Below are 11432 nucleotides of genomic sequence, written 5' to 3'. Positions count from 1 at the left end.
TCAACCACTCTTTCGGGTGCGCGGGTCGAGCAGCAGGTAGGCCACGTCGGCCAGCAGGTTGGCCACCAGCACCGAGATCGTGATGACCAGGAAGATGCCCTGCATCAGCGGGTAGTCGTAGGCCTGCACACCCTGGAAGAGCTGGTAGCCGACGCCCGGGTAGGAGAACACGATCTCCACCAGCAGGGTGCCGCCGACGATGAAGCCCAGCGACAGCGCGAAGCCGGACACGTTGGGCAGCAGCGCGTTGCGGGCGGCGTAGCTGAACGCGACCCGACGGTCGGACAGGCCCTTGGCGTGCGCGACGGTGATGTAGTCCTCCGACGACACGGTGACCATCATGTTGCGCATGCCGAGGATCCAGCCGCTCATCGAGGAGATGAGGATCGTGGCGGCCGGCAGGATGCTGTGGTTGATCGCGCTGGGGATGAAGTACGCGTCCCAGGCCGGCACCAGTCCGGGGGTGAAGCCGCCGGAGGACGGGAACCAGCTGCCCGGCCCGGCGAGCAGCGCGATGGCGACGAGGCCGAGCCAGAAGTACGGCACCGACGACAGGAACGTGGTGGCCGGCAGCAGGCTGTCGATCCAGGAGCCGCGCTTCCAGCCGGCGCCGACGCCGAGGGCGGTGCCGATGAGGAAGCTGAGGATGGTGGTGATGCCGACCAGGCCGACCGTCCACGGCAGGCTCTGGCCGATCACCTCGGACACCGACGTGGGGAAGAACGTGAACGACAGGCCCAGGTCGCCGTGCAGCAGCTGCTTCCAGTAGTTGAGGTACTGGTCCCACAGGCTCTGGTTCTTGTCGAGGCCGAACAGCACCTCGAGGGAGTGGATCGCGTCGCTGGACAGCTTGCCCTGGTTCTTGGAGATCAGGGAGCTGACCGGGTCGCCGGGCATGACCCGCGGGATGAAGAAGTTGAGGGTGATCGCCGCCCACAGCGTGAACAGGTAGAAGGCGAAGCGTTGCAGCAGGAACTTCATCGTGCCTCCTCCGTCAGCGTCAGCGCCGGCGGCGTGGGGATGTCGGAGCTGCCCTCGGCGGCCGAGCCGATGCCCTCCTTGGCGACGGTCTCCGCGTCGTACAGCCAGCAGGCGGCCCAGTGTCCCTCGCGGTCACCGATCTCCAGCCGCGGCGGCAGGTCGACCTTGCAGCGGGGCATGGCGTGCGGGCAGCGCGGGTTGAACCGGCAGCCGGCCGGCGGCCGGATCAGGCTCGGCGGCTCGCCGTTGCCGCGGTCCATGACCGTCGGGTCGGCGATGCCCTCGATGCGGTCCGGGTCGGGTGCGGACTCGATCAGCAGCCGCGTGTAGGGGTGCGCGGGGTTCTGGGTGACGGTCTCGCTGTCGCCGCCCTCGACCATGCGGCCGGCGTACATCACCATCGTCTCGTCGGCGAAGTAGCGGGCCGAGGCGATGTCGTGCGTGATGTACAGGATGGCGAGGTTCAGCCGCTCCTTGAGGTCCCGCAGCAGGTTCAGGATGCCCAGCCGGATCGACACGTCCAGCATGGAGACCGGCTCATCGGCGAGCAGGGCCTCCGGGTCGGCGCCGAGGGCGCGGGCGATCGCGACGCGCTGGCGCTGGCCGCCGGACAGCTCGTGCGGGAACTTGTCCACGTACCGCTCGGGCGGGGTGAGGCTGACCCGGGTGAGCAGGTTGGCCAGGGCCGCCTCGAGGTCGGCGGCGGTCCTGCCGGCGTTGCCGTGGATCTTCAGCGACCGGGTCAGGTGGTAGCGCACGGTGTGCACGGGGTTGAGCGAGCCGAAGGGGTCCTGGAAGATGAGCTGCACGCGCTTGACGTAGCTGCGGAAGCCGCGGCCGCCCTTGACGGTGGTCGACTTGCCGTGCAGCAGGATGTCGCCGCCGGTGCGCGGGTAGAGCTGCGCGAGCAGCCGGGCGACGGTGGACTTGCCGGAGCCGGACTCGCCGACCAGTGCCGTGACCCTGCCCCGTCGCAGGGTGAAGGAGACGTCGTCCACCGCGTGGACCGCTGCCTTGGTGCCGGAGAAGAGGTCACGCAGCCGCCTGCGGACGGGGAAATGCTTGGTCAGGCCGACGGCCTCCAGCACCACCTCGCCGACCGGCGCCGCCGCGCTTTCGCTCAACGTCATGCCGATGTTCCTGTCTTAGGGGTGTGGTCACGGGGTGCCGCTCCCCGGGTGGCCCGCGCGGGCCACCCGGGGAGCGGTGTCACTTGCGACCGGTCAGGAGGCCGGCTTGAGGTGCAGGATCACGTCGAGCGCGTTGGCCTGGGTGGGCTGGGCGGCGCCGTAGGGGTTGGCGTCGTCCGGCCATCCGGTCCAGTTCTTGGTGGAGTAGGCACCACCGACATTGTCGGCGCCGACGGGGATCATCGGCATCTGCTCCACGAAGATCTTCTGCAGGGTGTTCATCGCCTGCACCCGGACCGAGTCCTCGGTCGCCGACTGGTAGTCGCGCAGCGCCTTGGTGGCCTCGGGGTTGTTGAAGCGGCCGAAGTTACCGGCCGGGCTCGCGGTGCCGATCGGCTTGAGCAGGTCGCCGTCCATGATCGTCTGGTAGATGTCGTACGGCGTGTTGCCGCCGTTGGTCCACCGGAAGCCCGCGTCGAACTGACCGGCCTCGACGTTCTTGAACCACGCGTCCTGGTTGGCCTTCTCGACCGTCGCCTCGATACCGATCTTGGCGAGGTTCGACTTCACGATCTCCAGCGAGGTCTGGTAGTCCGACCAGCCGGCGGGGTCGGTCAGCGTGAGCGTGACGGCCTTGCCGGTCTTGTCCTTGAGGGTGGTGCCCTCGAACTTGTAGCCGTTCGCGGTCAGCAGTGCCTTGGCGCCCTCGACGTCGATCTTGTAGTCCTTGCCCTTGAACTCCGGCGCGAGGAACGCGTCGCCGGCGGGGCTGGGCAGACCGGTCACGCTCTTCACCAGCGGGTGGAAGTAGCCGGCCTCGGCCGTGTTGAAGATGTCGTCACGGTCGATGACCATGCTCATGGCCACGCGCAGGTTCTTGTCGTCGAACGGCGCCTTGGTGGTGTTGATGTACAGGCCGTGGATGCCCAGGACCGGCGGGGCCCAGATCTTGTGGTGCGCGGCGTCCTTGTCGAGGAAGACGGTCTTCACGTTGGGGATGAAGACGAAGCTCCACTCCGACTCACCGTTGGCCAGCGCGGTGGTCTGCGCGTTGTTGTCGGTGTAGGAGGTGTAGCGCAGCTCCTTGACGGCCGGCAGCGCCTGCCAGTAGCCCTTGTCCTTGGCCACCAGGGTGGCGGTCTGCGGGGTGAAGGACTTCAGCTTGTACGGGCCCGAGCCGATCGGGTCCTTGGCCAGCTCCGCCTTCGGGTCCGACACCTTCTCCCAGATGTGCTTCGGGACGATCGGCACCTGGGCGATGGCCTTGTGCTGGCTGACGAACTGCGGGTTCTTGAACGTGATGGTCACGTCCGAGCCGCTGACGGTGGCGTCGACGATGGTGAGACCACCGGTGTTGAGGGCGTCGTTGTCGCGGACCAGCTTGTAGGTGAACGCGACGTCCTCGGCGGTGACCTTCTGGCCGTCGCCCCACTCCGCGTTGTCACGGACGGTGACCTTGACCGACTTGTAGTCCTTCGACCACTCCGCCTTCGTGGCGAGCCACGGCTTCATCGGGTCGGCCGGCTTGACCGGGTTCCACATCATCAGCGGCTCGTAGAGGGCCCACTTGTAGCCCGACTTCGAGGACGCGGACGTGCTCAGGAACGGGTTCTGGTTCTCGGTCTGCGGGCCGTTCGGCATGCCGACGTTGAGAACCGTCACACCCTGCTTGGCGTTCTGCTCGTTCTTCGACTCGCCGCAAGCGGCGAGCGCGCCGGTCGCGAGCAACCCGGCGAGGCCGAGCACAACGGAGCGTCTGGTATGCACGGGGGTGTCTCCTTACGTACCTGGATCGACAGGTGGGGCGGTCATTCGGGGTATGACGACGGGGCCTTCTTGCGGCAGGTCCCGCCCTTTGGTGCGGTGTCGGTGGTGCTGGGTGGTGCGCTCGGGCTACGCCGGCACGGTCGAGGACCGCACGACGAGCGTGGTGGACAGGATGTTGGGCTCACTCGTCAACGGCGTGCCGTCGAAGTGTGCGATGAGCCTCCGGGCCGCCGTCTCGCCCATCTGCCGCATCGGCTGCCGGATGGTCGTGAGCGGGGGCTCGGTGTGCGCGGCGTGGACGATGTCGTCGAAGCCCACGAGGGCGACATCTCCCGGCACCGTGCGGCCCGCCTGGCGCAGCGCCTGGAGGGCACCGGCGGCGGACAGGTCGTTGTGGGCGAAGACGGCGTCGAACTCGAGGCCCAGACCCAGCGCCTGCCGGATCGCCTGGGCGCCGCAGTCGTACGTGAAATCGCCCTCCATCACGAACCGCGGGTCGACCGGGTGTCCGGCGGCCGCGAACACGTCCACGAAGCCGCCGAGCCGGTCCTGGGTGCAGCCGAACTTCTCGGATCCGGTGATGACGAGCGGGCGCCGCCGGCCGATCTCGAGCAGGTGCCGGGCGGCGAGCGCCCCGCCGGCCCGGTTGGTGGTCCCCACCGACGGCATGAGCGGTTTGTCCCCGCGGTCGTCGATGAGCACCACCGGCAGGCCGCCGGCGTACAGGTCGGCGAGGTAGTCCAGGGTGCCCTCCGGCTCGATCGCCAGCAGGCCGTCGAAGGCCTTGCCGGAGACCTGCGCGGAGAACTGCCGCATGGACTCGGCGCCACGGTTGCACGTGAACAGCAGCAACCCGTAACCCTCCGCCTCGACGACATCCACCGCTCCCTGCACGATCTCGCCCATCCACGGCCAGATCAGCGACGGCACCAACATCCCGATGACCCTGGTGTGCCCACGGGCGAGGTTGACCGCCCGCGCGCTGGGCGTGTAGCCCAGCTCGTCGATGACCCTCCGCACCCGTGCCGCGGTCGACTCGTCGACCTCTCCTTTGCCGTTGAGCACCCGCGAGACGGTGGTCTTGCTGACCCCGGCACGGGACGCGACATCGGCGATGGTGATCGGCACGCCGCGATCCTCTCTGTGAGAGCGCTTTCTGGCAAGAGAGCGTTTTCTGGAACCGGTTCCGCAACCGGTTCCGGCACACTAAATCTGATCGCGGACTGTGGTGTCAATAACACGGTGGTAACGAAAGTTAACGTCCGGGAAAAGCTTGCCAAGCGCTCCGGCCGTGGTGTTTGCTCGGCAGCACGCCGGCGCGCGGGCGCTCGCCCCGGCGTCGCGGGGCTGTCGCGAAAGCGCTCTACCGGCCGGGCAGGCGGATGACCGTGCCGGAGCTCAGCGGCTGCTGCTTGACGACCAGCACGTCGAAGCTGAGACCCTTCGGCACGTCGAAGACGAGCGTGCCGACGACCGGTTTGCCCGCTTTGATCTCGCCGTAGAGCGGCCGGGTCGCCTCGTTGTAGAGCCACGACCACTCGTCGGGCTTGTGCTCGTTGCCCTCGGTGTCCCGCAGCCGCTGCGAGCCCTGCCAGATGCGGGTGCCGCCGGTGCCGAGGTTCTCCACCTTCAGCTCCACCAGGCAGAACTGGCCCTGCGCCTGCTTGACCACCGGCCACTGCCCGACCTGGGCGGCGCCGCACTCGAAGCCGACGACGGTGAAGCGGACCCCGCCGTCGGTCGCCACCGGGCTCGGCCGGCGCGACGGCGCCTTGCTCGCCGGCGCCGCGCTGCTCGGCCCGGCCTGCGGGTCGCCGGAGCCGGCGGAGCCGGCGAGGTTGAACACGCCCCACAGGCAGCCGAGCACGATGAGCACCGCGACCACGGCGCTCACCGCCTGCCCGACGCGGCGCGGGCGCCCGCGCGGCGGCGGGGGCACCGGCGGCAGCGGCAGCCGCGGCCCTCCCGCGCCGCCGTGACCGGCCGCGAACCCCGTCCCGGCGGCCGGGTCGAGCATCGTCGGGCTCACCGGCACCGGCGACACCGGCACCCCGGCCGGGTGCGCGCCGTGCACCGCGGTCGGCGACACCGGCACGACGGGCGCCGCGCCGGGCGCGAACCGGCCCGGCCGGCGACCCGCCGGCCTGGGCGGCGCCGCGCCCCGCACCGTCGCGGTGGCGCCGGCAGGGCCCCCAGGACCGCCGTGGCGGCCCGGATCGGCGCGGGGGGAGGTGACGTGCACCGCGGCGGGGTCGTCGTCGCCGACGAGCGCCAGGAGGATCTGGCGGGCCGACGGGCGGGCGGCCGGGTCGTGCCGCAGCGCCCGGCCGACGATCTCGGCGAGCCCCGGCGCCAGCCCCGCCGGCACCGCACCGGCCGGCATGACGCCCGTGCCCGCCCACGCGACGAGGACGCCCCACGCGTACACGTCGGACGCCTGGCTCGGCGGGGCGCCCCGCTCCTGCTCGGGCGCGAGCCAGCCGGGCGTGCCGAACAGCTGCCCGACCGGGCCGCTGTGGCGCGACGGGCGGGCCACGCCGAAGTCGATGACCTTCGGGCCGAACGGCGACAGCAGCACGTTGCGCGGGCTCAGGTCGGCGTGCACGAGCCCGACGGCGTGGATCGCGGTCAGCGCCGCGGCGACGCCCACGGCGACCGCCTCGACCTGCCCGCCGAGCGGGCCGTTGACGGTCGCGTAGTCGTGCAGGGACGGCCCCGGGACGTACTCGGTCACCAGGTGCGGCACCGGCCCGTCCAGGGCCACGTCGAGCACCCGCGCGGTGCAGAAGCCGGCGACCCGCGACGCGGCGGCGGCCTCGGCCGCGAACCGCTGCCGGAACTGCGGGTCGCCGTGCCACACCGGATTGATGACCTTCAGCGCGACCCGGCGCTCGTCAGGCCCGGCGGCGAGGTAGACGGTGCCCATGCCGCCGACGCCGAGCACGCCGAGCAGCCGGTAGGACCCGACCGCGGTCGGGTCCCCGGCACGCAACGGCGCGGGCGCGTCCCCCATGGGACCCATCGTGCCCTATGCGCGCACCCCGGCGGCCGGTGCCGGCGTCAATGCGCCCGTCTGGAGGCCAGCAGCGCCGCGCCGACGATGCCGGCGTTGTTCTGCAGGGCCGCCGGGACGACCTTCGTGGGCACCGACACGTGGTGCAGCCACTTGTCGGTCTTCTTGCTCACGCCGCCGCCGATGATGATCAGATCCGGCCACAGCAGCGCGTGCAGATGCCGCAGGTACACCTGGACCCGCTCGGCCCAGTCCGGCCAGCTCAGGTCCTCGGCCTCGCGGACACGGTCGGAGGCGTAGTCCTCCGCGTCGCCGCCGTGCAGGTGCAGCCCGGTCAGCTGCAGGTGGCCGAACTCGGTGTTGGGCACCAGCCGCCCGTCGATGAACAGGGCGCTGCCGATGCCCGTGCCGAGGGTCACCATGACCACCAGCCCGCCGACGCCCTTGCCGGCGCCGTACTCCATCTCGGCGACCCCGGCGGCGTCGGCGTCGTTGAGGACCGTCACCGGCCGGCCCAGCGCGTCGCTGAACAGCTGCTCCGCGGGCGCGTCGACCCACGAGGCGTCGACGTTGGCGGCGGTCTTCGTCACGCCGTGCTGGACCACCGCCGGGAACGTGATGCCGACGCTGCTCGCCGGCGGGAAGTGCGCGACGACCTCCGCGACCGTCCGCACGACGGCAGTGGTGTCCGCGGGCTGCGGGGTCTCGATGCGGTGCCGTTCGGCGGTGAACTCACCGGTCGCCAGGTCGACCGGCGCCCCCTTGATGCCCGAACCGCCGATGTCGATACCCAGGACCACCACTGCTGCTCCTCCGCGACGCGTGCCTCATCGAATGCCCTGCTGCTTGGAAACCCAATCATGCGGGGCACCGGGCACGCTCACGCGGGGTACGCCCCCACCGTGTCGCGGATCTCCAGCCCGAGCGTCTGGTCGGCGGTGCGGGCGCAGTGCGCGCTGCAGTAGAAGCTCCCGGACACCTCCGCGCCGTGCCCGATGATCCTGGTGCCGCAGTGCTCGCAGACCGGCGCGAGCCGGTGGATCGCGCACTCGAAGGAGTCGAAGACGTGCACGCCGCCGCCGACCGTCCGGATCTCGAACGCCATGTAGTAGTCGTTGCCGCAGGTCTCACAGACCGCCATGATGAAGCCCCCCGTTCGTCTCACCGCAGCCTGTGCGGTGACGGGCCGCCGTGCAACCGGTTCAGGGGAAATCCACCCGGCGGATCACGAGCAGGGCCACGTCGTCGTCGCGGGAGCCGGCCCCGAGGTCGGCGAGCAGCCGGTCGCAGAACTGCTCCAGGTCCGCCTCGGCGTCGGCGACCGCGACGCACAGCGCCTCCAGGCCCTCGTTGAACGTGTGCCCGCGCGACTCGATGAGCCCGTCGGTGACCATCACCAGGGTCTCCCCCGGCGCCAGCGTCAGCGGCGTCTCGGTGTCGTGCGGCGTCGGCACGCCCAGCAGCGCGACCCGGCCCAGGACCTGGGTGACCTGCCCGTCGAGGACCCGCAGCGGCGGCGGGTGCCCCGCGTTGGTGAGCCGGACCCGCCCGCTGGCCGGGTCCATGCTCAGCAGGCACATCGTGGCGATCTCCTCCGGCAGCAGCCGCAGCATCATCCGGTTGAGCCGCTCCATGCTCGGCCCCGGCGAGGCGTCCTCGACCAGGTACGCGCGCAACGCGTGCCGGACCTCCGCCATGATCGTCGCGGCCCGCAGCGAGTGCCCCGCGACGTCGCCGATCGCCGCGACGAGCTGCCCGTCGACCACCATGATCTCGTAGAAGTCGCCGCCGACGGACGCGTGCTCGCTCGCCGGCCGGTACCGCACCGCCAGCTGCACCCCGGGCACGGTCGGCAGCCGCTGCGGCAGCATGCTCTGCTGCAGCATGATCGCGGTGCGCCGCTCCTCGTCGTAGCTGCGCAGCGCCTCCACCGCGAGCGCGACCGCCTGGCCGAACTGGCGCAGCAGGTCCGCGTCGTCGTCGAGGAACCCGTCGGCGGGCACCGCCACGTGCAGCGGCTCCCGGCCCGGCTTGGCGCGGGCCACCAGCCGCCACACCGCGCCGGGCCACCACGGGCCGGTCTCCTGCCGGAACAGCACGGTGCCGGCCTGCCCGTCGAGCGGATCGTAGTCGTACGCCTCGCGCATCGCCGCACGCACCTGCGGCTCGCCGGCCACGGCGTCGACCTGCACCGCGATCGGGCCGGTCTCCTCCGACGAGGCGGCGACGGCGGCCGGGCCGTCGAAGACCCGCGCGGCGCCGGTGGCGGCGGCCAGCAGCAGGTCCGGCAGGCTCGTCGTGGCGTTGAACGCGGTCGTGGTGTCCACCAGCCGGGTGAGCCGCCCGGCGAGGCGCTCGGCGCGGCGGCGGGCCCGGTACTCCCGCAGCTTCGCCCGGACCGTGGCCAGCAGCTCGTCCGGGTCGATCGGCTCGGCGAGGTAGGCGTCCGCGCCCCGGTTGAGGCCCTGGGTGCGGTCCACCGCGTGCACCGCGGTCGCGGAGATGTGGATGACCGGGACCGCGGTGGTCCGCGGGTCCTCCTTGATCCGCTCGGCGACCTCGAAACCGTCGATGTCGGGCAGCCGCACGTCGAGCACGACCAGCTCGGTGCCCGGGGCGACGCCGTCCGGACCGCCGTGCAGCAGGGCCAGGGCCTCCGTGCCGGTCGCCGCCTCGACGACCCGGTGCCCGTCGCGGCGCAGCCAGCTGGTGATCACGTACCGCTTCGACGGGCTGTCGTCGACCACAAGGATGTCAGCGGCGTCCTCGCTCATGGCATCATCTCCGCCGCGGGCCGCTCCTGCCGGCCGCGCCGCTGCCGGCCGCTCATGTGATGACCTGGGCGACCGCGTCGGCGACGAGCCGCCGGGTCAGCGACGACTTCGCCAGGACCGCGGCGGCGCCGTCCACCCGCGTCACGTCGGCGCCCGTCACGACCACGACCGGGATGCCGGCGGTCTGCGGCACCGCGGCCATCCGGGCGATCAGGTCGCCGCCGTCACCGTCGGGCATCCGCAGGTCCAGGAAGATCACCGACGGCCGCTCGCGGGACGCGATCGCCAGGGCGGCCCTGGCGTCGGCGGCCTCGTGGACCTGCCCGGCGATGCCGGTGAGGTGCTCGCGCAGCACCTGCCGGGCCGCCGCCTCGTCGTCGACGACGAGCACCGACGGCACGTGCGGCAGGTCCCCGTCGTCCTCCGGCTGCGGGCGCAGCGGCAGGTCGAGGGTGAACGTGCTGCCCTCCCCCGGCTCGCTGACCATGCTCAGCCCGCCGCCGAGCAGGGTCGCCAGGCGGCGCGCGTAGGGCAGGCCCAGCCCCGTGCCGCCCACCTGGTGGGCGCCGCGCACCTGGTGGAACTCCTCGAAGACGCGGCGCTGCTCGGCGAACGGGATGCCGATGCCGGTGTCGGCGACCGCGATGTGCAGCCGGCCGTCGAGCACCAGCGCGCCCATGCTCACGGTGCCGGCGTCGGTGAACTTCAACGCGTTGGTGAGCAGGTTGCGCAGGATCTGGGTCAGCAGCACCTCGTCGGTGACCAGGTCGACCGCGTCGGGGTCGGCGACGTCGAGCTGCACCCCGGGCTTCGCCAGGGGGCGCAGCGTGCCGCGCAGCTGGCCGAAGACCGCGGCCAGGTCGACCGGCGCCCAGCTGGGCTCGATCCGGTTCGACTCGGCCTTCGCCAGGTCCAGCAGGTCGTTCACCCGGGCCAGCAGGTCCGCGGCGGAGCCCTGCACCAGCTCCAGCTGGTGGGTCTGCTCGGCGGTCAGCGGCTCCGAGCGCGGGTCGAGCAGCAGCCGCACCAGGCCGATGATCGCGGTGACCGGCGCGCGCAGCTCGTGCGACACGTTGGCCAGGAACCGGCTCTTCGCCTCGTTCGCCTCGCGCAGCTGGGCTGAGCGTTCGTCCAGCTCCGCGTACAGGGCGACGACCCCCTGGTTGGTCTGCTCCAGCTCCTCCGACAGCTGCGTGTACAGCGCCATCACGCCGCGGTTGGTGTCCTCCAGCTCCGCGTTGAGGGTGAGCAGCTCGTCGCGGTGCGCCTGGACCTCCTCCAGGGCCGCGACCAGCTGCCGGTTCTGCACGCTGAGCTCGTCCAACGCGGTCGTCGGCTGGCTCCTGCCCAGCGTGTCGCGTGCCTCGGCCAGCCGGTCCGGTCCGACCTGGGCGGGCAGCCTGCGCGTCAGGCTGATCCGGTCCCGTTCCACGTGCACCTCGTCCATCAGCCGGCCCGCGGCCGCCGTTCCCTCCGGCGGACTGATCCCGATGCCGTCCGCTGCTACCACGATGACCAGCCGGGCCCGGCCGGAAACCTCCACGGCGAAGGTCACCACGGCACCGATGGCGTGGCGGCCGATCTCGCTGAGCGCCGTAGCGACCCTGACCTGGTCCTGGTGCTCCATGCCGACGGCGGCGGCGGCCTCGCGGCCCCGCTGGCGCAGCACGAAGACATCCTGGTCGGTGTGCAGCACCAGCCGCAGCAGCGGCTCCGGCACCCCGGCGGCACCCGCGGTCACGCCGTCACCTCCGCCGCCCCGGCCGG

General features: G+C 71.8%; 9 protein-coding genes. All 9 read right to left on the bottom strand.

Annotated features, from left to right (window positions below; all coding sequences use genetic code 11):
* Positions 1 to 981, bottom strand: coding sequence for an ABC transporter permease (locus OP18_RS12935; RefSeq protein ID WP_033359076.1), 981 nt, complete (start codon positions 979 to 981; stop codon positions 1 to 3).
* Positions 978 to 2111 carry an ABC transporter ATP-binding protein gene (locus tag OP18_RS12930; protein WP_052386637.1) on the bottom strand — a complete coding sequence of 378 codons (1134 nt, stop codon included), beginning with the start codon at positions 2109 to 2111 and terminating at the stop codon, positions 978 to 980. The genes OP18_RS12935 and OP18_RS12930 overlap by 4 nt, the downstream gene beginning before the upstream one ends.
* Positions 2112 to 2204: 93 nt before the next feature.
* A complete protein-coding gene (locus tag OP18_RS12925; RefSeq protein WP_033359075.1) occupies positions 2205 to 3878 on the bottom strand; it encodes an ABC transporter substrate-binding protein in 1674 nt (557 codons plus the stop codon).
* A gap of 126 nt (positions 3879 to 4004) precedes the next feature.
* The gene (locus OP18_RS12920; protein ID WP_033359074.1) at positions 4005 to 5006 is read right to left on the bottom strand and encodes a LacI family DNA-binding transcriptional regulator; all 1002 of its coding nucleotides are present in this window, start codon (positions 5004 to 5006) and stop codon (positions 4005 to 4007) included.
* A gap of 235 nt (positions 5007 to 5241) precedes the next feature.
* Complete coding sequence (locus tag OP18_RS52385) at positions 5242 to 6891, bottom strand: serine/threonine-protein kinase (protein WP_052386636.1); 1650 nt, start codon at positions 6889 to 6891, stop codon at positions 5242 to 5244.
* Between the two features lie 47 nt (positions 6892 to 6938).
* On the bottom strand, positions 6939 to 7694 hold the full coding sequence (gene ppgK, locus OP18_RS12910) for a polyphosphate--glucose phosphotransferase (protein WP_033359073.1): 756 nt from the start codon (positions 7692 to 7694) through the stop codon (positions 6939 to 6941).
* A gap of 77 nt (positions 7695 to 7771) precedes the next feature.
* Entirely contained in the window at positions 7772 to 8032 is a 261-nt protein-coding gene (locus OP18_RS12905; protein ID WP_033359072.1) for a hypothetical protein, read from the bottom strand.
* 61 nt (positions 8033 to 8093) lie between these two features.
* Positions 8094 to 9665 carry a fused response regulator/phosphatase gene (locus OP18_RS12900; protein WP_033359071.1) on the bottom strand — a complete coding sequence of 524 codons (1572 nt, stop codon included), beginning with the start codon at positions 9663 to 9665 and terminating at the stop codon, positions 8094 to 8096.
* Between the two features lie 52 nt (positions 9666 to 9717).
* Positions 9718 to 11406: an ATP-binding protein gene (locus tag OP18_RS12895; protein WP_313900911.1), complete on the bottom strand. Its 1689-nt coding sequence runs from the start codon at positions 11404 to 11406 to the stop codon at positions 9718 to 9720.
* Between the last annotated feature and the right edge of the window lie 26 nt (positions 11407 to 11432).

It is taken from the genome of Dactylosporangium aurantiacum (genome assembly GCF_000716715.1).
Taxonomy (GTDB): domain Bacteria; phylum Actinomycetota; class Actinomycetes; order Mycobacteriales; family Micromonosporaceae; genus Dactylosporangium; species Dactylosporangium aurantiacum.
The sequence above is the reverse complement of the archived record's forward strand: the minus strand, read 5'-3'. Positions and strand labels throughout refer to the sequence as shown.